This window comes from Kitasatospora terrestris (assembly GCF_039542905.1).
GTDB lineage: Bacteria > Actinomycetota > Actinomycetes > Streptomycetales > Streptomycetaceae > Kitasatospora > Kitasatospora terrestris.
Map to the genome: position 1 here is coordinate 4,415,713 of NZ_BAABIS010000001.1, position 25,654 is coordinate 4,441,366.

Annotated in this window: 25 protein-coding genes; 11 read left to right on the forward strand and 14 right to left on the reverse strand. The window is 69.9% G+C overall.

The features are described 5' to 3' along the window. Positions 1–45: 45 nt before the first annotated feature. Positions 46–273 carry a DUF5302 domain-containing protein gene (locus tag ABEB06_RS20390; protein ID WP_345698304.1) on the reverse strand — a complete coding sequence of 76 codons (228 nt, stop codon included), beginning with the start codon at positions 271–273 and terminating at the stop codon, positions 46–48. A gap of 333 nt (positions 274–606) precedes the next feature. Between ABEB06_RS20390 and ABEB06_RS20395 the strand changes: the two genes are divergently transcribed. Then, complete coding sequence (locus ABEB06_RS20395; RefSeq protein WP_345698305.1) at positions 607–1,428, forward strand: protein phosphatase 2C domain-containing protein; 822 nt, start codon at positions 607–609, stop codon at positions 1,426–1,428. 23 nt (positions 1,429–1,451) lie between these two features. Here ABEB06_RS20395 and ABEB06_RS20400 read toward each other — a convergent pair whose 3' ends face one another. From ABEB06_RS20400 to ABEB06_RS20415, 4 genes are all read right to left on the reverse strand, one after another. Further along, a complete protein-coding gene (locus ABEB06_RS20400) occupies positions 1,452–2,336 on the reverse strand; it encodes an IS5 family transposase (protein ID WP_345696298.1) in 885 nt (294 codons plus the stop codon). A 121-nt stretch (positions 2,337–2,457) separates the two neighbouring features. Then, entirely contained in the window at positions 2,458–3,015 is a 558-nt protein-coding gene (locus ABEB06_RS20405) for a GNAT family N-acetyltransferase (RefSeq protein WP_345698306.1), read from the reverse strand. 206 nt (positions 3,016–3,221) lie between these two features. Next, positions 3,222–4,181 carry a pirin family protein gene (locus ABEB06_RS20410; protein ID WP_345698307.1) on the reverse strand — a complete coding sequence of 320 codons (960 nt, stop codon included), beginning with the start codon at positions 4,179–4,181 and terminating at the stop codon, positions 3,222–3,224. A 119-nt stretch (positions 4,182–4,300) separates the two neighbouring features. Then, positions 4,301–4,798: a MarR family winged helix-turn-helix transcriptional regulator gene (locus ABEB06_RS20415; protein WP_345698308.1), complete on the reverse strand. Its 498-nt coding sequence runs from the start codon at positions 4,796–4,798 to the stop codon at positions 4,301–4,303. A gap of 106 nt (positions 4,799–4,904) precedes the next feature. Here ABEB06_RS20415 and ABEB06_RS20420 point away from each other — a divergent pair, with 106 nt between their 5' ends. Both ABEB06_RS20420 and ABEB06_RS20425 read left to right on the forward strand, forming a co-directional pair. Further along, positions 4,905–5,759, forward strand: a complete 855-nt coding sequence (locus ABEB06_RS20420) for an NAD(P)H-binding protein (RefSeq protein WP_345698309.1) — start codon at positions 4,905–4,907, stop codon at positions 5,757–5,759. 28 nt (positions 5,760–5,787) lie between these two features. Beyond that, positions 5,788–6,213, forward strand: a complete 426-nt coding sequence (locus ABEB06_RS20425; RefSeq protein WP_345698310.1) for a MarR family transcriptional regulator — start codon at positions 5,788–5,790, stop codon at positions 6,211–6,213. 65 nt (positions 6,214–6,278) lie between these two features. Here the strand turns inward: ABEB06_RS20425 and ABEB06_RS20430 are convergent, their stop codons facing one another. Continuing rightward, positions 6,279–6,785, reverse strand: coding sequence for an SseB family protein (locus ABEB06_RS20430; protein WP_425559661.1), 507 nt, complete (start codon positions 6,783–6,785; stop codon positions 6,279–6,281). Positions 6,786–7,001: 216 nt separating this feature from the next. On the opposite strand from ABEB06_RS20430, the gene ABEB06_RS20435 reads away from it, so the two are divergent. After that, complete coding sequence (locus ABEB06_RS20435) at positions 7,002–8,831, forward strand: acyl-CoA dehydrogenase (RefSeq protein WP_345698311.1); 1,830 nt, start codon at positions 7,002–7,004, stop codon at positions 8,829–8,831. Between the two features lie 191 nt (positions 8,832–9,022). Further along, positions 9,023–10,318 (forward strand): M18 family aminopeptidase, encoded by a 1,296-nt coding sequence (locus tag ABEB06_RS20440; protein ID WP_345698312.1) that lies wholly within the window; start codon positions 9,023–9,025, stop codon positions 10,316–10,318. Positions 10,319–10,363: 45 nt separating this feature from the next. Here ABEB06_RS20440 and ABEB06_RS20445 read toward each other — a convergent pair whose 3' ends face one another. After that, positions 10,364–12,184, reverse strand: coding sequence for an NHL domain-containing thioredoxin family protein (locus tag ABEB06_RS20445; RefSeq protein ID WP_345698313.1), 1,821 nt, complete (start codon positions 12,182–12,184; stop codon positions 10,364–10,366). Between the two features lie 220 nt (positions 12,185–12,404). Between ABEB06_RS20445 and ABEB06_RS20450 the strand changes: the two genes are divergently transcribed. Further along, entirely contained in the window at positions 12,405–12,974 is a 570-nt protein-coding gene (locus ABEB06_RS20450; protein WP_345698314.1) for a hypothetical protein, read from the forward strand. 1,104 nt (positions 12,975–14,078) lie between these two features. On the opposite strand, the gene ABEB06_RS20455 is transcribed toward ABEB06_RS20450, so the two are convergent. From ABEB06_RS20455 to ABEB06_RS20470, 4 genes are all read right to left on the reverse strand, one after another. Further along, on the reverse strand, positions 14,079–14,678 hold the full coding sequence (locus ABEB06_RS20455) for an XRE family transcriptional regulator (protein WP_345698315.1): 600 nt from the start codon (positions 14,676–14,678) through the stop codon (positions 14,079–14,081). Between the two features lie 850 nt (positions 14,679–15,528). Beyond that, complete coding sequence (locus tag ABEB06_RS20460) at positions 15,529–16,101, reverse strand: recombinase family protein (RefSeq protein WP_345698316.1); 573 nt, start codon at positions 16,099–16,101, stop codon at positions 15,529–15,531. Positions 16,102–16,616: 515 nt separating this feature from the next. Continuing rightward, positions 16,617–18,152 (reverse strand): recombinase family protein, encoded by a 1,536-nt coding sequence (locus ABEB06_RS20465; RefSeq protein WP_345698317.1) that lies wholly within the window; start codon positions 18,150–18,152, stop codon positions 16,617–16,619. Between the two features lie 21 nt (positions 18,153–18,173). Further along, positions 18,174–18,314: a thioredoxin domain-containing protein gene (locus ABEB06_RS20470; RefSeq protein WP_345702124.1), complete on the reverse strand. Its 141-nt coding sequence runs from the start codon at positions 18,312–18,314 to the stop codon at positions 18,174–18,176. A gap of 87 nt (positions 18,315–18,401) precedes the next feature. Between ABEB06_RS20470 and ABEB06_RS20475 the strand changes: the two genes are divergently transcribed. Next, positions 18,402–19,208: an aminoglycoside 3'-phosphotransferase gene (locus ABEB06_RS20475; protein WP_345698318.1), complete on the forward strand. Its 807-nt coding sequence runs from the start codon at positions 18,402–18,404 to the stop codon at positions 19,206–19,208. Positions 19,209–19,218: 10 nt separating this feature from the next. On the opposite strand, the gene ABEB06_RS20480 is transcribed toward ABEB06_RS20475, so the two are convergent. After that, positions 19,219–19,875: a phosphotransferase gene (locus ABEB06_RS20480; protein ID WP_425559662.1), complete on the reverse strand. Its 657-nt coding sequence runs from the start codon at positions 19,873–19,875 to the stop codon at positions 19,219–19,221. Positions 19,876–19,940: 65 nt separating this feature from the next. Here ABEB06_RS20480 and ABEB06_RS20485 point away from each other — a divergent pair, with 65 nt between their 5' ends. Together ABEB06_RS20485 and ABEB06_RS20490 are read left to right on the forward strand one after the other, a co-directional pair. Then, on the forward strand, positions 19,941–20,432 hold the full coding sequence (locus ABEB06_RS20485; protein WP_345698319.1) for an LURP-one-related/scramblase family protein: 492 nt from the start codon (positions 19,941–19,943) through the stop codon (positions 20,430–20,432). 44 nt (positions 20,433–20,476) lie between these two features. Beyond that, positions 20,477–20,899 carry a DUF350 domain-containing protein gene (locus ABEB06_RS20490; protein ID WP_345698320.1) on the forward strand — a complete coding sequence of 141 codons (423 nt, stop codon included), beginning with the start codon at positions 20,477–20,479 and terminating at the stop codon, positions 20,897–20,899. Positions 20,900–20,918: 19 nt separating this feature from the next. On the opposite strand, the gene ABEB06_RS20495 is transcribed toward ABEB06_RS20490, so the two are convergent. Together ABEB06_RS20495 and ABEB06_RS20500 are read right to left on the reverse strand one after the other, a co-directional pair. After that, the gene (locus tag ABEB06_RS20495; protein ID WP_345698321.1) at positions 20,919–21,512 is read right to left on the reverse strand and encodes a GNAT family N-acetyltransferase; all 594 of its coding nucleotides are present in this window, start codon (positions 21,510–21,512) and stop codon (positions 20,919–20,921) included. Positions 21,513–21,626: 114 nt separating this feature from the next. After that, positions 21,627–22,910 (reverse strand): adenylosuccinate synthase, encoded by a 1,284-nt coding sequence (locus ABEB06_RS20500; protein WP_345698322.1) that lies wholly within the window; start codon positions 22,908–22,910, stop codon positions 21,627–21,629. A 126-nt stretch (positions 22,911–23,036) separates the two neighbouring features. On the opposite strand from ABEB06_RS20500, the gene ABEB06_RS20505 reads away from it, so the two are divergent. Both ABEB06_RS20505 and purF read left to right on the forward strand, forming a co-directional pair. Beyond that, on the forward strand, positions 23,037–23,849 hold the full coding sequence (locus ABEB06_RS20505; protein ID WP_345698323.1) for a diacylglycerol kinase: 813 nt from the start codon (positions 23,037–23,039) through the stop codon (positions 23,847–23,849). 162 nt (positions 23,850–24,011) lie between these two features. Continuing rightward, on the forward strand, positions 24,012–25,592 hold the full coding sequence (gene purF / locus ABEB06_RS20510; protein WP_345698324.1) for an amidophosphoribosyltransferase: 1,581 nt from the start codon (positions 24,012–24,014) through the stop codon (positions 25,590–25,592). Positions 25,593–25,654: the final 62 nt, after the last annotated feature.

The window sequence follows — 25,654 nt, forward strand, 5'->3', positions numbered from 1 at the left end:
GGCACGGAGCGCCGGCCGCTCGGCCGGCGCTCGGGAGGTGGTCGGTCAGCCGCCGCTCTTGCGGCGGAAGGTGCGCTTGCCGCCGGCCGCCGCGTGGGCGCCGTGGATCTTCGACCCGCCGCCCGTGCCGGCCGCGCCGCCGTGTCCGCCGCCCTTGCGCTCCAGCGCGGCGAGGAACTTCGCCTTCACGTCGTCCGGCTCGGCGGTCTCGGCCGCAGCGGCGGTGTCGGCCTCGGTCGTCGCCTCCGCCGGTTCGGCTGCTTCACTGCTCATTCGGGGACCTCCTGGACGCGAGCCGGTGCTGATGTGCACTGCACACCCTGCCACGTCCGCCGCGCTGACGGACCATCGTTTCTCAGGGCTGCCGCCGGTCGTGGTACTCCAGGCCGCCGATCATGTAGAGCAGCGCCAGGGTCGGGAAGCCGATCGAGGCGATCACCAGGACGAAGAACTGCCACACCATCGGAAAACTCCTCCCAGGACACTGCAGTCGTCTTCTGGACGATATGTCCGTATCATCCCTTTCCGCCATCGGAGGCTCATCTTTCGAGGGATCACGGTCCGACCCCTGGCCCCGGGCGCGCCCCGGTGCGCAGACTGAGTGGCATGCAGGTAGACCTCGCAGGAGAGCCCCGCCGCCCGGACCGCGTCAACGAGGACTTCGCCGCCGCCTCCTCCGAGGCCCTGGTGCTGCTGGACGGCTCCAGTTCGCCGGCCGGCCTGGAGTCGGGCTGCCGGCACGGCATCGCCTGGTACGTCCGCCGGCTCGGCGTGCACCTGCTGGCCCGGATGACCGACCGCTCGGACCGGTCGATCGCCGAGTGCCTCTCCGACGCCATCGCGGAGACGGCCGCCCTGCACGGCGGCCGCTGCGACCTGGCGCACCCCAACACCCCGGCCGCCATGGTGGTCGCGGCCCGGCTGCACGGCGGCTCGCTGGAGTACCTGGTGCTCGGCGACTCGCTGCTGGTCCTGCACCTCAAGGACGGTCCGCCGCGGGTGCTCGGCGACAACCAGCGCTTCCCCGCCGGGGAGACGCTGCGCCGGCAGATCTGGACCACCGTGCCCGGCTCCGCCGAGCGGGCCGCGCTGCACATGCGGTACGCGCTCGCGGTGCGGGCGGTCCGCAACACCGGCCACGGGCCGTGGATCGCCGCCGCCTCGCCGAGGGCCGCCGAGCACGCCGAGACCGGCTTCGTGGAGCTGGGCGACCTGCACGGCGTCGCCGCCCTCAGTGACGGTGCCGCCCGCTTCACCGACCGCTTCGACCTGGGCAGTTGGGCGGACGCGGTCCGTCTGCTGGCCGAATCCGGGCCCGCCGAGCTGATCTCCCGGGTCCGCGCGGCGGAGCGCTCCGACGCCGACTGCCTGCGCTGGCCGCGCGGCAAGGCGCACGACGACGCCTCCGCCCTCTACGCCCGCGTCTGAGAAAGTGTTGGGTAATCGGATGATTACTCGTTCTTGAGGTCGTCGGCGAGGCGGCGGGCCGCTTCGGTCTCGATGGGACCGTGCGGTTCGATCTCCTCGCCGGCGAGGCGGGCGGCCATGAGCCGGATCATCGCGACCTTGATCATCGCTTCGGCGTGCGCGGTCTTGCGCTCGTAGTCCCGTGCCAACCGTCTGCACCGTCCCAGCCAGGAGAATGTCCGCTCGACCACCCACCTGCGGGGCAGTACCTGGAACCCTTTCACATCGGCGTTGCGCGGCACCGCAACGATCTCCAGCCCTTCGTGCTCGGCCGCCCAGCCGACCAGTCCCGCGTCGACCACGTTCACGTATCCGCCGTCCACCCAGACCAGCCCGACCTGCGGAAACGAGCTCCGGATCCCGGCGAGAACCAACTTCGCGCCCGCCCGGTCCTGCACCGAGGCCGAGTGCACCACCGCCCGCAGCACCAGTCCGCAGGTGTCCACCAGCAGGTGCCGCTTGCGGCCCCGCACCCGTTTGCCGGCGTCGTAGCCGACCGCCTGCCCGCCCTGGTGGCTGCGGGCGGACTGCGAGTCCAGCACCGCCGCCGAGGGCTGCGGATCCCGCCCGTCCGCCACCCGCACCCGCTCGCGCAGCGTGTCGTGGACCCGGTTCCAGGTGCCGTCCGCAGTCCAGGCCCGGAACCACCGGTAGGCCGCGTCCCACGGGGCCAGATCGTGCGGCACCAACCGCCAGGCGCAACCGCTGACCAGCACATACAGCACCGTGTCCACGACCAGCCGGCGCGGGAACTTCAGCGGCCGACCCGCCCTGCGCGGATCCCGCACCGGCAGCAGCGGCTCGATCACCGCCCACTGGGCATCCGTCAACGACGAGGAATAGGAAGGCTTGCACGCACAGACACACATGGCGGTGATCTTCACGGACACCGTGGCCGCAAAGATCACCGCCAGGGCATCACACCAAGCAGTTGATCAATTACCCAACACTTTCTGAGGCGCACCCGGCGGAGGCGTCGTCGCGGAGGTGCTAGGCGCCGGCCGGCGGCCACTCGCGGCGCAGCACCGACATCAGCACCTGGTCGTGCCAGCCGCCGGAGCGGTACACGGCCTCCCGGCGGCGGCCCTCCTCCACGAACCCGGCCCGCGCGTAGGCGGCGATCGCCCGGGCGTTGTAGCTGTTGACGGTCAGCTCCACCCGGTTGAGTCCGAGTTCGTCGAACGCGTAGCCGATGGTGGTGCGCAGGGCGTCGGTTCCGAGTCCCCGGTCCTGGAAGGGCGGGCCCATGACGATGGCCAGGGTCGCGGCGCGGTCCTTCGGGTTGGCGCCGTAGAGGGTGATGTGGCCGGCGAGTTCGCGGGTCTCCACGGTCTCGACGCTCAGCCCCAGGTCGCCGCCGGTGTTGCGGCTCCAGGCGCGGAACATCTCGGCGAGCGCGCCGTCCGGCTGGGGGTGGACCGGCCCGGTCACCTGCTGGACGGCGAGGGCGGGATCCCGCCACCAGTCGGCGAGCCGGGGGAGGTCGCTCTCGCGCAGCTCGCGCAGTCGGACGAGCTTGCCGGTCAGCGGATCGCCGTTGATCGCCATGGTGGTGCCCCTCGGGGGTTCGGTGGTGCGGAGGTTCGCTCGGTTCGGCCTCACCGTAGGACCCGGGCCGGTGTCCGGCGGCCGGTGATGTCAGGTTGTGTCCTTCCCGACGCCCGATGCGGACCCAGGTCCTCGGTGCCGTCGGGAAAGCCGCAGGCCCCGGCCGCCCGTCACGGGCGGCCGGGGCCTGCGGACGGCCGGGCCGGTCAGTTCCGGTCGGCCGGGACGGTGCCGAGACGGCCGGCCTGGAAGTCCTCCATGGCCTGCTGGAGCTCGCGGTGGCTGTTCATCACGAACGGCCCGTACCAGGCGACCGGCTCGCGGATCGGCAGGCCGCCGAGCAGGACCACCTCGAAGGTGGAGCTGCGCGAGTCCTGCTTCTCGTCGGCCCGGACGGTCAGCGAGTCGCCGTCGCCGAAGACGACCGCCTGGCCCATCCGGAACGGGCGGCGCTCGGTGCCGGCCGTGCCGCTTCCGGCCAGGCCGTACGCGAGGGCGTTGAAGTCGGACCGCCAGGGGAGGGTGACCTCGGCGCCCGGGTTCACCGAGACGTGGATCATGGTGATCGGGGTGTGGGTGGCGCCGGGGCCCTGGTGGCCGGCGATGTCGCCGGCGATCAGGCGGATCAGCGCGCCGCCGTCCTCGGTGGTCAGCAGCTTGACGCTGCCGCCGCGGATGTCCTGGTACTTCGGGGTGATCATCTTGTCCGAGGCGGGCAGGTTGACCCACAGCTGGAGGCCGTGGAACAGGCCGCCCGACATCACCAGCGACTCCGGCGGGGTCTCGATGTGCAGCAGGCCGGAGCCGGCCGTCATCCACTGGGTGTCGCCGTCGGTGATCACGCCGCCGCCGCCGTGCGAGTCCTGGTGCACGAAGGTGCCGTCGATGATGTAGGTGACGGTCTCGAAGCCGCGGTGCGGGTGCCAGGGGGTGCCCTTGGGCTCACCGGCCGCGTAGTCCACCTCGCCCATCTGGTCCATCATGATGAACGGGTCGAGGTACTTGGTGTTGACCTTCGCGAAGGCCCGGCGCACCGGGAATCCCTCGCCCTCGAAGCCCTCCGGGGCGGTGACCACCGTCATCGCCGGGCGGGCGACCGCACCGACCGGGTCGGGGGTGGCGACGCGCGGGAGGGTCAGCGGGTTCTCGACGGTCACGGCGGGCATGTCGGCCTCCTTCGGGGTTACTGGCCTGGGTCCAGAGTAGTTCAACTCTCAACCACTCGCAAGGTTGAACATTGAACTACCTCTGGCCATTCCCGGCCGTGCCCGCGCCGCCGCCCGCCCTACCGCCCCTTGCCGCGCAGCGCGTCCTGGGCCTCGACGTACTTCAGCATCAGGCGGGCGAAGTCCAGCCGCTCGCGATCGCTCCAGTCCGCGGTGATCTGGTCGAAGGCCGCGCGCTGGTGGCGCAGGAAGCGGTCCATCAGCTCCTCGCCGCCCGGGGCCAGGTGCAGCACGGTGCGCCGGCCGTCCTGCTGCGAGGCGGCGCGCACCAGGTAGCCCGAGGCGATGCAGTCGGACACCATCCGGCTGGCCACCGAGGGGTCCACGCCCAGGTGGTCGGCGACCGCGCCGACCGTCACCTCGCGGGCGCCGCCGGGCCCCCGGCCCTCCTCCGGGCGGTCCGCCTCCTGGACGATCCGCAGCACCAGGGTGCGGCTGAGGTCCTTCTGGCTGATCGGGTCCTCGACGTCCAGCAGCGAGGAGCGGCGCAGTCGCCCGAACGCCGGACCGACGGCGTTCAGCAGGTCCTCGTCAGTGGCGGGCTCGCGGTTCGTCATGCCGTCAGTCTACGGGTGCGTGACGGGGTGAAGGCATGTGTTGACATGAAAACGTGTGCAGGACATCATGCATATGTCATCAGCAATGAATTGATCGGAGTCCACCGTGACCATCCTCGTCACCGGCGGCCGCGGCCGGATCGCCCGAGCCGTCACCACCCGTCTGCACGCCGCCGGCCTCCCGGTCCGCGTGGCCGGCAGCAGGCCCGCCGAGCTGGCCGCCCCGACCGGAGTCGAGACCGTCGAACTGGCCCTCGGTCGGCCGGAGACCTTCGCCACCGCCCTCCGCGGCGTCCGGCAGGTCTTCCTCTACCCCGAGCCGGCCGGCATCGGGGCACTGATCGAGGAGGCCGGGGCGGCCGGCGTCGAGCACGTCGTCCTGCTCTCCTCCTCCGCGGTCCTCGGCCCCGACCCCGAGGAGGACCCGCTCGCCGACCACCACCTGCGGGTCGAGCGGGCCCTCGCCGGCTCCGCCCTGACCGCCACCTTCCTGCGGCCGGACGCCTTCGCCAGCAACGCGCTCGGCTGGGCGCACCCGGTCTCCCGGGCCCAGCCGGTCCAGCTGCCCTACCCGGACGCCGGCGTGGTGCCCGTCCACCCCGAGGACATCGCCGACATCGCCGTCGAGGCGCTCACCGGCGGCCGCCTCGCCGGCCGCGCGCTGACCCTCACCGGGGCCGAGCCGCTCACCTTCCGCGAGCAGCTCGCCGTCCTCGCCGACGTGCTCGGCCGCGAGATCCCGGTCGAACGGATCACCCGCGACGAGGCCGAGCGGCAGCTCTCCGCCTTCATGCCCGCGCCGCTGGTCGGCTCGCTGCTCGACTTCTGGCAGCGGGCCGACGCGGAGCCGGTCGCGGTGGCCGACACCACCGCCACCCTGCTCGGACGCCCCGCCCGCAGCTTCCGCCAGTGGGCGGCCGAGCACGCCGACGCCTTCGCCCCCGGGCGGACCGCCGTCTGACCGGCGACACCTTCGAGAGGAGCCCGCCATGCGCCCGATCGGGTACTGGCTCAACCGCACCGACCGCGCCCTCACCACCCGGATGGACGCGATGCTCGCCGAGGACGGCCTCACCCGGCTCGGCTGGCAGGTGCTGAACGCGGTCCACGACGACCCGCGGGCCGGCGACGCCGCCGTGGCCGGCCTGCTCGCCGCCAACGCGACACCCGCCGCCCTGGCCGGCGCCGTCGAGGCGCTGCTCGCCGACGGCCGGCTCACCCGCCCCGCCCCGGGCGCGCTCGCCCTGACCGCCGCCGGCCGCGACTGCCTCACCGAGGTGGGCGCCAAGGTCCGGGCCTTCCGCCGGCTGGCCGCCGAAGGCGTCCCCGACGAGGACTACCGCACCGCGATCGCCGTCCTCGAACGCATCGCCCGCAACGTCGAGGCCATGGGGGAGGGCGCGGACCGCCGGTAGGCCCGGGTGGACCTTCGGACGGCACGCCGCCGCGGCCGGCGGGGTGGCCCCGACGGCGGTACGGACTAGCCGTACATCCGGCGCATGGTGAAGTCGACCATCTGCTCGACGGCCTTGGCGTCGAAGACCATCCGGTGCTCGCCCTCCATGTCGAGGGCGAAGCCGTAGCCGGTGGGGAGCAGGTCGAGGATCTCGGCGCCGGTGACGCTGAAGTGCTTGGACTCCTTGCCGGCGTAGCGCTTCAGCTCCTTGAGCGAGCTGAACATCGGGATCACCGGGGTCGGGGTGTTGTGCAGCGCGAGGAAGCCGGGGCGGTCGCCGCGCGGGCAGTAGACCTTGGAGGTGATGAAGATGGCCTGGAAGTCCTCGACCGCCATCGAGCCGGTGGTGAAGGCGCGCACCGCGTCGGCGAGGGACGGCGGAGACGGCTCCGGGTACAGGGACTGCTGCTGGGCGCCCTGCTGGTGCGGGTCCCCGTACGGGCCGGCGCCGGGCATGCCGTTCATCCCCTGCTGCATCTGCTGCTGCTGGTAGGGGTCGCCCTGGTAGGCGGTCTGCTCGTAGCCGTACACGGGAACAAGGCTATCGGGCGGACGGTCTTTCGTGGGGCGGTGATCCGCACAATGCGGCCCGGGGCGGCATTGTGGGACGTGACCACGTTCATAGGCCTTTCGTCCCGAAGGGCTTGAACAAGTTACCAACGGGTAGCATCATGGTCCCTACTGGTGGGTAAGTGGGACGCGCCGAGCCGGCGGGCCCGCGGAAGCAGACGAACCGGAGAAACGGTCATGGGTCACTACAAGTCCAACCTGCGGGACGTGGAGTTCAACCTCTTCGAGGTGTTCGGCCGCGACCAGGTGTACGGCACCGGTCCGTTCGCCGACATGGACGTCGAGACCGCGAAGAACATCCTGAGCGAGATCTCGCGCCTGGCCGAGAACGAGCTGGCCGCGTCCTTCGTCGACGCCGACCGCACCCCGCCGGTCTTCGACCCGGAGACCAACACCGCTCCGATCCCGGAGACCTTCAAGCGCAGCTACCAGGCGTTCATGGACGCCGAGTGGTGGCGCCTGGGCATCCCGGAGGGCATCGGCGGCCAGGTCACCCCGTCCTCGCTGGTCTGGGCGTACGCCGAGCAGGTCCTGGGCTCCAACCCGGCCATCTGGATGTACTCCTCCGGCCCGGCCTTCGCCGGCGTCGTCTTCGACGAGGGCACCGAGGAGCAGCAGAAGGTCGCCCAGCGCATGGTCGACGGCCTCTGGGGCGCCACCATGGTGCTGACCGAGCCGGACGCCGGCTCGGACGTGGGCGCCGGCCGCACCAAGGCGGTCAAGCAGGAGGACGGCTCCTGGCACATCGAGGGCGTGAAGCGCTTCATCACCTCCGGTGAGCACGACATGTCCGACAACATCATCCACCTGGTGCTGGCCCGCCCCGAGGGCGGCGCCCCCGGCACCAAGGGCCTCGGCCTCTACATCGTGCCGAAGTACGACTTCGACTGGGAGACCGGCGAGCTCGGCGAGCGCAACGGCGTCTACGCCACCAACGTCGAGCACAAGATGGGCCTCAAGGCCTCCAACACCTGCGAGATGACCTTCGGTGCCAAGCACCCGGCCAAGGGCTGGCTGCTCGGCGAGAAGATCGACGGCATCCGCCAGATGTTCAAGATCATCGAGTTCGCCCGCATGATGGTCGGCACGAAGGCGATCGCCACCCTGTCCACCGGCTACCTGAACGCGCTGGAGTACGCCAAGGAGCGCGTGCAGGGCGCCGACATCTCGCAGTTCATGGACAAGACCGCGCCGCGCGTCACCATCACCAACCACCCGGACGTCCGCCGCTCGCTGCTGCAGCAGAAGGCGTACGCCGAGGGCATGCGCGCCCTGGTCCTCTACACCGCCTCGGTCCAGGACGACCTGCTGGCCGCCCGCCTGCGCGGCGAGAACGACGAGGCCGCCGAGCGCCTGAACGACCTGCTGCTGCCGATCGTCAAGGGCTACGGCTCGGAGAAGTCCTACGAGCAGCTCGCCCAGTCCCTGCAGATCTTCGGTGGCTCCGGCTACCTGCAGGAGTACCCGATCGAGCAGTACATCCGCGACGCCAAGATCGACACCCTGTACGAGGGCACCACGGCGATCCAGGGCCTGGACTTCTTCTTCCGCAAGATCGTGAAGGACGGCGGCCAGGCGCTGACCGCGGTCTCCGAGCAGATCCAGAAGTTCCTCGGCGCCGGCGAGGGCGGCGACGCCCTGGCCGACGAGCGCGCCGCGCTCGCCAAGGCCGCCGGCGACCTGGAGGCCATCGTCGGCAAGCTGCTCGCCGACCTGTCCTCGGTCGAGCAGGACGTCAAGAACATGTACAAGGTGGGCCAGAACACCACCCGCCTGCTGATGGTCTCCGGCGACGTCGTGATCGGCTGGCTGCTGCTCCGCCAGGCCGCCGTCGCGCTGGCCAAGCTGGAGGCCGGCGCCTCGGAGAAGGACGTCCCCTTCTACCGGGGCAAGGTCGCCGCGGCCCGCTTCTTCGCCCGCAACGTCCTCCCGACCACCACCTCGCAGCGGAAGATCGCCGAGGGCGTGGACAACGAGATCATGGACCTCGCGGAGGAGGCCTTCTAGGCCCGCCCGAACCACCTGACACACCCTCAACACGCAGGGCCCGGCACCCGCCGGGCCCTGCTGTGTGTGACGGTCCTTCACTGTTCTGTCACTCTTGGCGGGATAGCGCTGTCCTGTCCGTGTACGGGCATATGCTCGGGGCGGAGCCGGTCCCCCATCCGGTTGCCGATCTCCCTCAACTCAGGAGCAACATGTCGACCGCCGCCCGAACGGCCTCCTTCGACCGGACGCACACCGACGACCTGATCGCGTTCCTGCGCGACTCTCCGTCGCCGTACCACGCCGTGGCGAGCGCCGCCGAGCGGCTGGAGAAGGCCGGCTTCCGCCGCGTGCAGGAGACCGACGCCTGGGACGGGGCCACGGGCGGCCGGTACCTCATCCGCGGCGGCGCGCTGATCGCCTGGTACGTGCCCGAGGGCGCGACCCCGGCGACGCCGTTCCGGGTGGTGGGCACCCACACCGACTCGCCCAACCTGAGGGTCAAGCCCGTCCCCGACACCGGGTCGGCCGGCTGGCGGCAGATCGCGGTCGAGATCTACGGCGGCGTCCCGCTCAACACCTGGCTCGACCGCGACCTCGGCCTCTCCGGCCGGCTCGCGCTGCGCGACGGCACCACCCGGCTGGTCAAGATCGACGAGCCGCTGCTGCGCGTCCCGCAGCTCGCCATCCACCTCGACCGCCAGGTCAACGAGGGCCTCAAGCTCGACAAGCAGCGCCACCTCACGCCGATCTGGGGAATCGGCAAGGTCACCGAGGGCGCGCTGGTCGAGTACGTCGCGGAGCGGGCGGGCGTGGCGGCCGCCGACATCGCCGGCTGGGACCTGATGACCCACGACGTCCAGCCGCCCTGCTACCTGGGCCGCGACCGCGAGCTGCTGGCCGGCCCGCGCCTGGACAACCTGCTGTCCGTGCACGCCGCCACCGCGGCGGTCGCCGCCGTCGCCGGCGCCGACCTGCCCCACATCCCGGTGCTCGCCGCCTTCGACCACGAGGAGACCGGCAGCGAGTCCGACACCGGCGCGCAGAGCCCGCTGCTCGGCAACGTCCTGGAGCGCAGCGTCCACTCCCGCGGCGGCAACGCCGAGGACCGCGCCCGCGCCCTGGCCGGCACCGTCTGCCTCTCCTCCGACATGGGCCACGCCGTCCACCCGAACTACAGCGAGCGCCACGAGCCCGGCCACCACCCGATGCCCAACGGCGGCCCGATCCTCAAGGTCAACGTCAACAACCGGTACGCCACCGACGCGCTCGGCCGGGCCGTGTTCGCCGCCGCCTGCGAGAAGGCCGGCGTGCCCTGGCAGACCTTCGTCTCCAACAACGCCATGCCCTGCGGCACCACGATCGGCCCGATCACCGCCGCCCGCCTCGGCATCACCACCGTCGACTGCGGCATCGCGGCGCTGTCCATGCACTCCGCCCGCGAGCTGTGCGGCGCCGACGACCCGTTCCTGCTGGCCGCCGCGATCAAGGCCTTCCTGGAGGGCTGAGAACGGCTCGGGGAGCCCCGGGGCGGGGCTCCCTGCCGCAGCGGACTACTCCAGGCCGGCCAGCACCAGCGGCAGGCGGGTCGCCCCGCCCCCGGCCAGCCGCACCGGCACGCCCCAGTCCTGCTGGTGCACGTGGCACGCCGGGTACTCGATCTCCGGGTCGTCGTCGCAGGACGCCGCCATCGCCGACACGTGCAGCACGCCCTCGGCGACCTCCCCGTTCAGCACCAGCTCCCGCGACAGGTCGGTGTCCGCACCCGACCCCGCCAGCAGCAGCTCCGGAGGCGTCGAGGAGACCAGCAGCCGGGTCGACGGACCGTAGCGCTCGTCCAGCTTCTGCCCGGACGGCGCCCGGAACACCACGTCCAGACGCAGCGCGCCCGGCGCCACCTCGGTCGCCGCCCGCTGGGTCCGGTGCGCCACCGCCTCCACCCGCACGGCCTCCTCGGGCAGCCGCAGCCGGGTCAGCCGGTGCCGGGCCGACTCCACCACCACGATGTCCCCGTCCACCAGCACCGCGCCCGACGGCTCCCGCAGGTCCGTCGCCAGCGTCGTCACCTCGCCCGACACCGGGTCGAAACGGCGCAGCGCGTGGTTGTAGGTGTCGGAGACCGCCACCGAGCCGTCCGGCAGGACGGTCACCCCCAGCGGGTGCTGGAGCAGGGCCTGACCGGCCGCGCCGTCCCGGTGCCCGAAGTCGAACAGGCCGGTGCCGACCGCCGTGTGCACCTCCTTCGTTTCACGTGAAACCCAGCGCACCGCCGAGGTCTCCGAGTCCGCGACCCACAGCCGCTCACCGTCCGCCGAGACCGCCAGGCCCGACGGCTGCGCGAACCACGCCTCCGCGGCCGGGCCGTCCACCAGGCCCTCGTTGGTGGTGCCGGCCGCCACTTCGACCGTGCCCGCCACCGGGTCGAACGCCCACAGCTGGTGCACGCCCGCCATCGCGATCCACACCCGGCCGTCGAAGAACGCCACGTCCCACGGCGAGGACAGGTCCACCTCCAGGGCCGGCCCCCCGGTCGGCGAACCCTGCCACCACTGCCGACCGGTCCCGGCCAGCGTGGTCACCGAGCCGTCCGCCAGCCGCACACCGCGCAGCGCGTGGTTCACGGTGTCCGCCACCACCACGTCGTAGCCCAGCTCCAGCCCGGCCGGGACCAGCGCCAGCCCCTGCGGCTCGCTGAACCGGGGCTCGGCGCCGTCCCGCAGCCCCCGCTCGCCGTCGCCGATCCGCCGCACCACGCTCTCGCCGTCCTCCGCCAGCTCCACCAGCGCGTGGTGGCCGGAGTCCGCGACCAGGAAGTGCCCGTCCGGCAGGCGCACCGCCTTCCCCGGGAACTTCAGGTCCCCGGCGGTCGGCTCCGGCGGCACGTACGGGCCCTCGCCGCGGCGCAGCGTGCCCTTCGCGGCGTGCTCCGCCTCCAACTCCTCCACCAGCCGGGCGATCGCGTGCGCGTGGCCCTCACCGGCGTGCTGCGCCACCACGTAGCCCTCGGGGTCGATCACCACCAGGGTCGGCCAGGCGCGCACCGCGTACTGCTTCCAGGTGGCCAGCTCCGGGTCGTCCAGCACCGGGTGGTGCACCTCGTAGCGGTCCACCGCGTCGACCACGGCCCGGTGGTCGGCCTCGTGCACGAACTTCGGCGAGTGCACGCCGACGATCACCACGGTGTCGCGGTGCTTCTCCTCCAGCTCCCGGAGTTCGTCCAGGACGTGGAGGCAGTTGATGCAGCAGAACGTCCAGAAGTCTAGTACGACACACTTACCTCGCAGGTCGGCAAGCTTGAGTTCCTTGCCGCCTGTGTTGAGCCATCCACCGGCGCCGACCAGCTCGGGGGCGCGGACACGTGCACGAGAAGCCATGTCCTCATCCAACCCCATCAGTCCCTGGCCGATTCCGAGGCGCTGGCACAGGGAGATGGTCAAGACGTCGAGGTGTGCCCCGTCGGAGTCTGGGCAACCTCGGGGCAGTAGCCGTAGGCTCGCTCGGCGGGACCGCACACGCTCCCTCCGGGGCGTCCGAATGTACAGCGGCTCTGATCGAGCTACGTTGGAGGAGAGTCCCGCCTCAGGAGGACCCCCGATGGGTTATTCGGTTCGAGATGTCGCCACACCACACGGCGAACTTCGGCACTTGGAGCTGCCTGAGGACGAGTCTGTCATCATCGATCTTCGTGGGCCCGACCTACTGTTCAGCTGGACCGGCGCGTGCCACGCGAGCGACTTCATCAGCTTGTGTCAGCGTCTGCCGCCTCGGCGCGGGAAGAGACGCGTCACGATCTCGCTGAATGGGAAAATGCTGGGCGGCGACTCGAAGGAAATCATCAAAGCGCTGGACGCCATTCCGGTGGAGCGGCTCGATAGGGAATGCCGCTTTGCGCGATTTGATCTCGCAAAGATTGGGCTCGCTTTCCATGTGCTCCCGTCTGCAGGTTCCACTGACTCGATACAGCTGATAACTGCTTTTGGGCGCAGGATTGGCTACAACTGCCTCATTGAGGCCGTAACGGCTACAGGTGGAAAACATACGGTCGACATGATGCACCACATCATTGAGAACGAGATTCCGCAGGACAGCATGGACTGGGGTGACCACCTGCCTCCAGTTTCACGGACGGTTGGTCAATATGAGCAAGCCCCAGCTATCGAGTAATGATCCACCGCCGAGGCCGAAGCGAAGTGGCAAATGCATTGGAGAAATTCCCGGTCTCCCTGACTGCTTCCAGACTGCCGAAACTTATGTGTCATCGAATGGCTGCTCAATCGAACCGTCCGGGGAGCACGTAGTATTAATCGATAATTCATCACCGCTGCCTTTCGAGATGTCCATCGAGTGTCATTGTGATGGTAAGGGAGTGCGGTACATTCAGGGGCGGTCAATTCGCATAAAGTGGTGCACAAGTGGTTGGATTCCTGGGAGCCACCAGGGTTGGTGTACTCGCGCGCTCAAGGCGAGAGTCAAGGAGCCACAGCAGCGAGTTGTCGTTGATATAGTTCGGGCGCAGGCATCTGGGTACGAATCCCTGATTGGGCTATACGAGAGTGCGGGCCCGGTGACGCTGGTTGTCGACGCATCAAGTGACGAATGAGCTGCGATCGAAATGGATCGCTACCTGCCATTCGTGGCCGCGATAATAGCTAGCCTGATGAGTCCAATTCTAGTCGAACGAGCGGCTGACCGTGTGATTGCATCGATTTCTCGAAGCAATGCATCGTTGAAATCGCCGCCACTGATTTCGCCACACTATAGCGATGACTTTATTCGGAGTTACCTGCGATTTGCGGCCGATGTGGCCCAGATAATACCGATAATGTTTCTCGCGGGCGTAGGAGTTGTCCTCTCGCTGCCGGATGGCTGGTCCACGTCGGCGGCCGCTCCTGTCCTAATCCTCACAAGTCTCGGAATCTTCGCTGAAGCAAAGACTCTTAAGAAAGGGCCGATGCAATATGGCGGAGAGGCAAGCGGTGGCTATTCGTTCGTCTCGAAGTTTGGAGTCTGTGTTAATCTTGGCGCTATGATCTTCGTCTGGACTGTTAATATCTTCTCCAAGTAGCCGAAAAGTGATAGGCTCTTTGGAGTTTGCATGCAGGCGATAGCCTATGACTTCAAGCAAAGCTTCGATTGAGTTTGCCGAGCAATCCTTGAACATGTTCGGCCATTCGTTAGTCTGCGGCGGGAATGACCTGGAGCGGCGGCGCTGCGCGACATGGGGGCTCGCGACGGCGGTGAGTGCCTGCGGATACGCGCCGCACTGATTCACCAGGCCGTAGGCGCGGGCGTAGCGCGCTCCCACAGCTCTTCGGCGTGTGCTGCGAACCGGTCGAACATCCCACCTTGTTGCTGTCGGCGGAGATGCATCATTGGGGAGTCGTGTCCGACCAACCTGGCCAGGTGAGGCGTCACGAGGGCCTGAGAGTCGAAGCGGAACACCGACAGGCTCACATGGTTGGTGGCGTCGTCAGCGGCGCTGTAACGGGCCTCGACGCCCTCTACGCCGCGCAGCTTGGCCAGGTTCTCCAGGGTGATCCGGATGCGCGTGGAGACGGTGAGCGCGACGTCCTCGATCCGCTCACGCTGCGCCGTGGTCTCACCGTCGGGGTCACCCAGCAGGAAGCGCACCCGGCACCCGGCTTCGGCCTTGGCGCGCAGCGTGCCGAGAAAGTTCGGCTGCTCCAGCCACAGGAAGTAGTTGGTGTAGCCGGCGAAGAACAGGTCACCCTTGGCATCACCGATCAGCTGGCCCCACGCGGACGACGGGCAGGCAGAGCGGTAGGGATAGACAGAGACGATCTCTCGATCGGGGCCGGTCTTGATCGCCGACCGAACCACGTTCGGCCACAGCATCGCTTCACTCACCCCTAGCACTTCGCTCACGTCCGCCCGGTTCCGTGGGTGAGGGACCAGGGCCTCATCTGTCAGCCATCGTTCCACCGTCTTAGGTGCCACCCCGACGCGGGTCGCCAGCTGACGGGCGCTCAACCGAGCATCGCCCATAGCGCGGCGAAGAGCAGTGTTCAAGAGGTCCCCCGGGACATTTGGGCGTTCTATGACGCTACCGCCGAGCCGGTCAGTCTGTCCCCGCTTTGGCCGCTGATCTCGCCCGAACGGGCCGCTACATCAGTACGGACCAGCACCTTCCCGAGTGGAGCCGACATGCCAGCAGCCGCACGAACTGAACGTCGCTACGGAGTCGTCCCGATGCCACCCCAGCACGGGACCCCCTTGCTCGACCTATGGGGCGTAGCCGACCGACACAACGGCAGCCACCCCGTGCAGCAGCCGGACGGTAAGCCGGTGATTTTCTACAGCTTCGCCGATGCCGCACGATGGGCGGCCGATCATGAGTGAGCAGTCGGAACCGCAGGTTGGACAGACGGTGCATGACCGGCGCTCCGGCAGGCTTGTGCGGATCATGGCCGTACACACCTTCGGCGTGTTCGTCCGACCGCTCAAGGGCGGGCGGGAGAGCATCACGAAACTACGCGACCTGATCCCGCCGGACGACGCTCCCGGAGGATTTAACGACTGGTCGGCGAGCAGGGGCTAAAAACGCGGTCACACCTAGCGTGCGTGCGCCGAGCTTGGGCCGGGGTCGCTGGTGGGCCGAGCGTCGAACTTTCGCAGCGCATACCGCCTCCAGCCGAGACAGAGCAAAGAGCCGCCTATCCGTAACAGGTAGACAGCTCTTGCTAGTTAGCCTCCGCGACTACTCCCCGAGATTCCGGTACAGCGTCGCGCGGCTCACCCCGAGCGCCTTGGCAATCGCCGTCACGCTCTCACCGTTCGCCCGGCGAGCCCGGGCCGCAGCGAGCTTGTCAGCATCCAGCACGTTCGGCCGACCGCCCGTCCGTCCCTGTGCCCTGGCAGCCTCCAGGCCGGCGCGGGTGCGGTCCTTGATCAGACTCCGCTCAAACTCCGCCATGGCACCAACCACCTGAAGCATGAGACGGCCGTCCGGCGTGTTCGGGTCGATGCTCGCCAGCGCCCCCGTCAGCACCTTGAAACCGATGCCTTGCGTCGACAGCGCGTCCACTATGGTCACCAGGTCGATCAGCGAGCGGGCGAAGCGGTCCAGCTTCCACACGCACAGGGTGTCGCCGGGGCGGAGGTAGTCCAGCACGGCGGCAAGCTCTGGACGGTCCATGTTCTTCCCGCTGGCCTTGTCCGTGAAGATCCTGGAGCAGCCCGCCTCGGTGAGTGCGTCGTGCTGGAGCTGCGCTTCCTGGTCGTCGGTCGAGACTCGGGCATAGCCGATCAGGTGGCCGGTGTTCTTCGTCATGACCCAACCGTCTCATAACTCGTCTCACAACTGCAAGGGTTTTCGACAGGTTTTGAGACGGGTTTTGAACGCCTAGCCACCTCTTCGCGGGGCCGTTCGACAGTCGTCTCGCAAACCATCGTTTCTGAGACGCCCTGCAGGCGTAACCCTGTGTCATCGGGCCGCGCAAACGCTCCGATCAGCGGTGCGATAGCTTCCCCTCCCTGCCGCACTGAGCCACAGCGAGAAGGGGTGCCCGCCCAGCGAGCCGGCCAGCGGGCACCGGCGCCGGTTCGGCATCGATGACAGTTTGGCGGTTTGACGGCTCGCCCAGGTTCTCTCGTGACTTTCCGAGGGGTATTGAGAGTGAGCACCAAAGCGCCATATCGCCATGCCCGCAGGTCAGCGCGCCCGCGCCAAGGAGGTTCCGGCAGTTCGCCGTAGGAGTCCTGCACGGCCGCCTACGGGCGCGAAGAAGCCCCGCCCGGCTCGGGGCCGAACGGGGCTGTACGGAGCTGTCTGGCGCGGGTCGGTGGCTACTCCTTGATCTCCGCCCATTTGACCCGGACTCGCTGCTCGGGCACGAATCGCTTCCCTCGCTCACCCTTGCTGATGAACACGCCGTCAATGGCAAGGGACAGGCGGTCTCGCTTCTGATCATGCGTCGATGCTTCCCAGGCAGGGCGCAGTAGTTCGCCGTCCAGCAGCGGCGAGATGTCGACCGCAGGGAGCGGCAGCGAGGCAAGGTCGGCGCGAAGGCCGTCGATGCGGCTCTGGAGGCGGTCCGCAAGCCGCTGGTAGCGCTCAAGCGCTCCCGGACGGTCGAACTCCCCGCGCAGGTATCGAGCGTCTTCCAGGTCCGCCAGCCGGGCTTCCTGGTCGGCGATTTCGTCGGTGATGGCGTCGCGCTTGGCGAATGTCTCGGGGTCTGCCTTCTTCACCCAGCGGTCGGCGATGGCAACCAGGAGCGGATCGTCCGGTTCGAGCGTCGGGAGCAGCGAGAGGAACCACTCCGAGACGTACTGATCCACGCGGTCGGCTACCGCGTTCGCGCCGGGGCACTGATTGCCTGCCCGGCGAGCCATGCACTGATAGCTGCCGCCGACCTTGTGCATCCGGCGCCCGCAGCCCGGCACATCGCAGAACACCATTCCAGTGAGCAGCGCCGTGCCGTTCGGCTTCGGCATCCGCTTGCCCGCCTGCATGCGGGTCCGGGCTTCGAGCTGCCGGATGATCCGCTCCCGCTCGCCGACCGTGATGATCCCTTCGCCGATGCTGACGGTGTCCAGCGTCTCGGGATCTCGATAGGGGAACACCCGGCTCGTGAACTTGCGGCTGCCGTCCTCGGCTTCGACGGATTCGGTCTCCGGCATCAGACCGGCGAAGGCCGGGGACTTGAGCAGATTCATGATGCTCGCGGCGTTCCACTGGCCACCCCGAGCTGAGGGGATGTCGTACTCGTTGAGCAGCCGCGCGATCTGCACGAGGGACTTGCCCGCCAGCGCGTCATCCGCGATCAGCCGGGCGTAGACGGCCGTCTCGGGGTCGTGCACCAGCTTCTTCGTGGTGGGATCCACCAGCAGCCCGTACGGGGGCTGTCCGCCAATCCACTGGCCCTGTCGGCGCAGATGCCGCTTCGCGTGGGCCACCCGGGTACCGAGGTTCTTCGACTCGGACCGGGCGAGTTCGGCGAGCATGCCGACGACCATGCGGGCCGAGTCGTTCGAGGTGTCGAGGCCGTCCACGACGGACACCAGACGGCCGCCCGCCTTCTCGATGTTGTCCAGGACCTTGCCGACCTGGCCGATGCCCTTGCGGGACAGCCGGTCCAGCTTCCACACGATCAGCGTCCCGACGACGCCCGCCGTGACGGCGGCAAGGGCGGAGTCGAACCCCTTGCGCTCGACGTCCTTGAAGCCGGAGCGCCCCCGGTCGATGTGGACCTTGCGGACCGTCAGGCCGTTGCGCTCGGCCCATGCGCGGCAGTCGACTTCCTGCCGTTCGATCGCCGTTTTGCCGTCCCGGTCCAAGGACAGCCGAAGGTACAGGTCACACAGCGTGTGATGGTGCACGTACGCCCCCTCTGGAGATCCCTACATTGTGTAGGACATCCAGAAGTCGAGGATCGTGATCTTGCCGCGGAAGTCGGCCAGCGACAGGTCCTTGCCGCCGGTGTTCAACCATCCGCCCTTGCCCACCAGCTCGGGGGCGCGTACACGTGCACGAGAAGCCATGCCCCAATCAAACCCCACATGCGGCGTCGCCATTCCACCGCCGGTAACCCGGTTGACCGGGCGGCCGGGGCGGGGTGGGATGCCGGGGTGATCTACTCCGGGGTGCCGCAGGGACGGGTCGAGGTGCCGGCGTGCGTCGTCGGGTTCGCGGGGGGCCGGCCGGTGCGGCCGGTGTGGCTGAACGGGACCGGCGGGTTGACCTTCGAGGTCGGCGCGGGGGCGGGCCGGCAGTTCGTGAAGTGGGCGCCGGCCGGCAGCGGGGTGGAGCTGTCGGCGGAGCTCGCGCGGCTGCGCTGGGCTGCCCGGTACGCGGTGGTGCCGGCGGTGGTGGCCGAGGGGGCGGACGCCTCCGGCTCGTGGATCGCCACCGACGGGCTGCCGGGCCGGTCGGCGGTGGACGGGCGCTGGCTGGCCGATCCGGCGACCGCGGTCCGGGTGATCGGTGAGGGCCTGCGGGTGCTGCACGACGCGCTGCCGGTCGCGGACTGCCCGTTCGACTGGTCGGCCGAGGCGCGGGTCGCGCGGGCGCACGCGCGGGTGTCCGCCGGGGTGGACGACCCCGCGTCCCGGGTCGAGGAGGCCGTCGGCGAGGTCGGCGGCGTGGAGCGCGCGCTGGAGCTGCTCGCCGCGGTGCCGCCGGTCGAGCACCCGGTGGTCTGCCACGGCGACGCCTGTGCGCCGAACACGCTGCTGGCCGACGACGGCTCCCTCGCGGGCCACGTGGACCTCGGCTCGCTGGGGGTCGCCGACCGCTGGGCGGACCTGGCGGTGGCGACCTGGAACACGCGGTGGAACTACGGTCCGGGCTGGGAGCGGGCGCTGCTCGACGGGTACGGCGTCGACCCGGACCCGGAGCGGATCCGCTACTACCGCCTGCTCTGGGAGCTGACGTAGCGCCAGGGGCTCAGAGCGCGGCCCGGATCAGCTCCAGGGCCTGCCCGAGGCCGGCGGTCTCCGCCTCCGTCAGGGTCGGGTTGGCCGCCCGGATCGCACGGACCCGTTCCAGTTGCCCGGCGGTCGGCGGCTCCAGCCGGCGCAGGAACGGGACGAGCAGGGCGCGGGCGAGCTCGGCGACGGCCGGCATGGTGACGGCGGCCTGGGCGAGGATCAGTGCGGACATCGCCACGTCCAGGCCCGGTTCGCCCTCGTCGGCGGTGGCCCAGTCGATCACCACCGGGCCGCGCGGGGCGAGCATCACGTTCTCGGGGTGGAAGTCCAGGTGCAGGATCCGGTGCGCCGGGTCGGCGGAGTGCCGCGCGGGTACCGCGTGCAGCCGCCGCAGCAGGTCGGCGAGGAGCTCGCCGGCCTCCTCCGGGCCGGTCGTGCCGGAGGCGAGCGCCTCGCGCAGGGTGGGGCCGGCCAGCCGCTCCATGACCAGCTCGCCCGGCGCGGTGCCGGGCCACGCGGCGGCCACCGGGTAGTCGTGGCGGGCGAGGTGGGTCATCACGGCGAGTTCGCCGGCGGTGTCGGAGCCGTCCCGGTAGCGCCGCAGCACCCGCCCGTCGTCCAGTGCGTACACGTCGGCCGTCCGGCCGATCCCCAACAACTCGCCGATCATCACGCCGGACAACCTAGCGGTCCGGCACGATGGGCGCAGCTATCAGGCGCGGACCCCAGGAGGCGGCAGTGGCAGTGAAGTACGTGGTCAAGGAGAAGCTGCTCTCGATCGGTGACGACTACTGGATCGAGGACGGCGACGGCGAGAAGGCCTACCTGGTCGACGGCAAGGTGCTGCGGCTGCGCGACACCTTCGAGCTGAAGGACGTCAACGACGAGGTGGTGGCCGTCATCAAGGAGAAGGTGCTGACGGTCCGTGACGCGATGAAGATCGAGAACGCCGGGGGGGACGTGGTCGCGACCGTCCGCAAGAAGCTGTTCACGCCGTTCCGCGACAAGTACCACGTGGAGCTGGAGGCGGGCGGCGAGCTGGAGGTGCACGGCGACCTGCTCGACAAGGAGTACCGGATCGAGTCGGACGGCGACCGGGTCGCCGAGGTCTCCCGGAAGTGGTTCCGGATCCGCGACACCTACGGGGTGGAGGTGGAGGAGGGCGCCGACGCTCCGCTGATGCTGGCGATCGCGGTCTGCCTGGACCGGATGGTCGAGCACAACGACTGACCGGTATCTTGTGCCGATCCTGGCGAGTGACGGAGGGGCCCGCAGTGAACGACATCATCCACCAGCTCGGTGAGGCGGCCGCCTACGGCGGTGTCGGCCTGGTGCTGCTGCTGCTCGGCGTCGGCCTGGTCGACGTGCTGACCCCCGGCAAGCTGGGCCGGCAGATCTGGGTGGAGCGCAACCGCAACGCGGCCGTGGTGCTGAGCTCGGCACTGCTGGCGATCGGCGGGATCGTCTTCACCGCGATCATTTCCACCTACCAGGAGTTCGGCAAGGGCCTGGCGGCGGCGGGCGTGTTCGGCCTGCTCGGCCTGGTGCTGCTGGCGGTGTCGTTCTGGGCGATCGACCTGTTCACCCCGGGCAAGCTGGGTGCGGTCCTGGTGGACCCGGAGCCGCACCCGGCGGTGTGGGTGACCGCCAGCACCAACCTGGCCGTCGCGGCGATCGTCTCGGCCGCGATCTACTGACGGTCGCCCACCGTGGGGCTCAGCCCGCCGCGAGGCGCTCGGTCAGCCGGGCCTTCGCGGCGGGCCACTCGTCCGCGAGCATCGAGAAGTACACGGTGTCCCGCCAGCTGCCGTCGGGGCGCCGCTTGGCGCGCCGGAAGGTGCCCTCGTAGCTTGCCCCGAGCCGCTGGATCGCGTTCTGCGAGCGCTCGTTGAGGTGGTCGGTCCTCCAGGAGATCCGGCCCATGCCGAGGTCCTCGAAGGCGTGGGTGAGCAGCAGCAGCTTGGACTCGGTGTTGACCGCCGTCCGCCACGCGGAGCGGGCGTACCAGGTGCCGCCGATCTCCACCTGCTCCTCGGCCGCGCTGGCGTCGAAGTAGCAGGTGACGCCGATCGCCCGCTCGGTGGCGAGGTCGACCACCGCGAACGGCAGGCAGGCCGGGTCGGCGAGCCGGGCGTCGGCGTACTCCGCCATCTGCTCCGGGGTGCGCGGCAGCGGCACCGGCACCCAGCGCCAGATCTCCTCGTCCCCGCCGCCGGCCAGGTGCAGGTCGGGGACGTGGGCGCGGGTGAGCGGTTCCAGCCGGACGTGCCGGCCGGTCAGGTACACGGGTGCGGGGAGCTTCGCGGTCATGCATGCCAACGTAGCCCCACTTTGCATTAGGTGCAATCAATATCTGCACTAGTGCAAAGTGGGGCCACGGTGCGTGCTGCGGCGCGGGCCGCCGGGCGGGGCCGCCGCCGACGGCTAGATGAAGGAGTTGATCTGGATCGTCTCGGTCCGGCCCGGACCGACGCCGATGGCCGAGATCGGCGCGCCCGACATCTCCTCCAGCGCCTTCACGTAGGCCTGCGCGTTCTTCGGCAGGTCGGCGAAGGTCTGCGCCTTCGAGATGTCCTCGCTCCAGCCGGGGAGGGTCTCGTAGATCGGCTTCGCGTGGTGGAAGTCCGACTGGTTGTACGGGAGCTCCTCGACCCGGCGGCCGTCGACCTCGTACGCCACGCAGACCGGGATCTGCTCCCAGCCGGTCAGCACGTCCAGCTTGGTGAGGAAGAAGTCGGTCAGGCCGTTGACCCGGGTCGCGTAGCGGGCGATCACCGCGTCGAACCAGCCGCAGCGGCGGTCGCGGCCGGTGGTGACACCGCGCTCGCCGCCGATCCGGCGCAGCGCGTCGCCGTCGGCGTCCAGCAGCTCGGTCGGGAACGGGCCCGAGCCGACGCGGGTGGTGTACGCCTTCAGGATGCCGATGACCCGGTCGATCTTGGTCGGGCCGATGCCGGAGCCGGTGCAGGCGCCGCCGGAGGTCGGGTTCGACGAGGTGACGAACGGGTACGTGCCGTGGTCGACGTCCAGCAGGGTGCCCTGGCCGCCCTCCAGCAGGACGACCTTGTTCGCCTTCAGCGCCTCGTCCAGCACCAGGGTGGTGTCGGCCAGGAACGGCTTGATCTTGTCCGCGTAGCCCAGGTACTCCTCGAGCACCAGGTCGGCCGGGATGGCGCGGCGGTTGTAGAGCTTGACCAGGATCTGGTTCTTGTCGTGCAGCGCCGCCTCGATCTTCTGGCGCAGGATCGACTCGTCGAACAGGTCCTGGACCCGGATGCCCACGCGGTTGATCTTGTCCGCGTAGGTCGGGCCGATGCCGCGGCCGGTGGTGCCGATCCGGCGCTTGCCGAGGAAGCGCTCGGTGACCTTGTCCAGCGTCCGGTGGTACGGGGTGATCAGGTGGGCGTTGCCCGAGATCAGCAGCTTCGAGGTGTCGATGCCGCGCTCGTTCAGGCCGTTCAGCTCGGAGAGCAGCACGCCCGGGTCGATCACGACGCCGTTGCCGATCACCGGCACGACGTTCGGGCTCAGGATGCCGGAGGGCAGCAGGTGCAGGGCATACTTCTGGTCGCCGATGACCACCGTGTGACCGGCGTTGTTGCCGCCCTGGTAGCGGACGACGTAGTCGACGGAGCCGCCGAGCAGGTCGGTGGCCTTCCCCTTGCCCTCGTCTCCCCACTGGGCACCAACGAGCACGAGTGCCGGCACAGGCGTACACCCCTTCCGGTTGGGGCATCCTGCGTAGGCCGCAGTCTGACCCGAGATAGACGAAGCCCCTGGCGCAATAGCGCAAGGGGCTCTTGCACCGAGAGATTACCTGAGGAAGGACCGGTCGTGTCGTCCCTGTCCACGCCCGCATCCCAGCCCCCGGACCTCGACGCGCCCGGCCCGCTGCTGGTCCTCCTCGACCCGGCGGCCAAGCAGGCCGACGGCGAGTCCGTGCGGATCGCCAAGGACGTGCTCTGCGGCGGCGCGGACTGCAAGGTGGCGCTGCCCGAGTCGCCGTCCGAACTCGACCGGGTGCTGGAGCACCGCGGCCGGCGGCGCCCGGTGGTGATCGGATCCGACCAGGCGCTCCAGCGGGTGCTCCAGGCGTTGCACCGGCAGCGCGAGTTGGGCGCCGACCCGATCGGTGTGGTCCCGGTCGGACGGCCCGCCGCCACCGCCGCCGCGCGGGGGCTCGGGGTGCCCGCCGAACCGGTCGCGGCGGCCCGCGCGGCGCTCGGCGGCAGCCCGCGCAAGCTCGACCTGCTGGTGGACGACGGCGGCGGGGTGGTGCTCGTCGAGGTCCGCTTCACCGGCCCGCGGCTGGGCCGTGCGGGTGGTTGGCGTTCGCTATGGGCGAAATTGGCTGCGCCCGAGCAGGCGAAGGGTTCCCCGGTCGAGGAGCTGCGGATCGAGGCGGACGGACGGCTGCTGGCCGACGTCCACCAGGAGGTCGCCCGGCTGCGCCTGGGCCTGGCCGGCGGGCTGATGGAGCTCTCGCTGCGCCTCGACGGCCGCCAGCAGCTGCACCGGGCGACCGCGCTGACCGTGGTGGGCCGGGGCTTCGGGTACGAAGCGGACGGCGTGCCGGTCGGCCCGGTCCGGCAGCGCACCTGGACGGTGCACGCCGACGCCTGGGCGCTGGTGCTGCCGGTCGGGTGAGCAGGCTCACGTTTCTGCCGCCCGTCAACTGTGCGAACCGCTTGCGACAAGGGTGCGAAGTCGGTGGCCAGTTGGCGGAAAGTGCGGTAAGGGGCCGAGTCTACGCGCGTCCGTCGACCGCGCTTTCGGGGTGGCGGAGCGACCTGCCCTAGACTCGAAGACGTGCCACGTGGTGACGGACGACTCAATCACGATCTTCTTCCCGGCGAGAAGGGCCCCCAGGACGCTTGCGGCGTCTTCGGGGTCTGGGCCCCCGGCGAGGAGGTCGCGAAGCTCACGTACTTCGGCCTCTATGCCCTGCAGCACCGCGGACAGGAATCCGCGGGTATCGCAGTGAGCAACGGCTCCCAGATTCTCGTCTTCAAGGACATGGGACTCGTCTCCCAGGTCTTCGACGAGACCTCCCTGGGGTCGCTGCACGGGCATATCGCCGTCGGACATGCCCGCTACTCGACAACAGGTTCCTCGGTCTGGGAGAACGCCCAGCCGACCTTCCGGGCGACCGCACACGGTTCGCTGGCCCTCGGCCACAACGGAAACCTGGTCAACACCGCCGAACTGGCGGCGATGGTCGCCGAGCTGCCCGGTGAGGAGCACATCTCCCGCTCCGGCCGGACCGCGGCGACCAACGACACCGACCTGGTGACCGCGCTGCTCGCCGGCCACCCGGACCTGTCCATCGAGGAGACCGCCCGACAGATCCTGCCCAGGGTCCGCGGCGCCTTCTCGCTCGTCTTCATGGACGAGCACACCCTGTACGCCGCCCGCGACCCGCAGGGCATCCGCCCGCTGGTCCTGGGCCGCCTGGAGCGCGGCTGGGTGGTCGCCTCCGAGACGGCGGCGCTCGACATCTGCGGCGCCTCCTTCATCCGCGAGGTCGAACCCGGCGAGCTCATCGCCATCGACGAGAACGGCCTGCGCACCTCGCGCTTCGCCGAGGCCAAGCCCAAGGGCTGCGTCTTCGAGTACGTCTACCTCGCCCGCCCGGACACCAGCATCGCCGGCCGCAACGTGCACCTCTCGCGCGTCGAGATGGGCCGCCGCCTCGCCAAGGAGGCGCCCGTCGAGGCCGACCTGGTGATAGCGACCCCGGAGTCCGGCACCCCCGCCGCGATCGGCTACGCCGAGGCCAGCGGCATCCCGTACGGCTCCGGCCTGGTGAAGAACGCCTACGTCGGCCGCACCTTCATCCAGCCCAGCCAGACCATCCGGCAGCTCGGCATCCGGCTCAAGCTCAACCCGCTCAAGGAAGTCATCGCGGGCAAGCGGCTGGTCGTCGTGGACGACTCGATCGTCCGCGGCAACACCCAGCGCGCGCTGGTCAAGATGCTCCGCGAGGCCGGTGCCGCCGAGGTCCACATCCGGATCTCCTCGCCGCCGGTGAAGTGGCCCTGCTTCTTCGGCATCGACTTCGCCACCCGCGCGGAGCTGATCGCCAACGGCATGACCATCGAGGAGATCGGCCGCACGCTCGGCGCCGACTCGCTGGCGTACATCTCGATCGACGGCATGATCGAGGCCACCGCGCAGCCCAAGGACAAGCTGTGCCGGGCCTGCTTCGACGGGGAGTACCCGATGGAGCTGCCCGACCCGGCCCTGCTCGGCAAGCTGCTGCTGGAGGCCGAGATCGCCGGCGGCCAGGCCAAGCCCTCCGTCCGCGGCGGCAAGCCCACCAGCGACCTGGACGGCGTCCAGTCCCTGCTGGGCGGCGCGGGCGCGGCGGACGCGCTGCGACGACCGTAACCATGCAACTCGTGGGGGGCGCGAGGCGATGACACCGGCGGAGCCGCCGATGGACAGAGCCT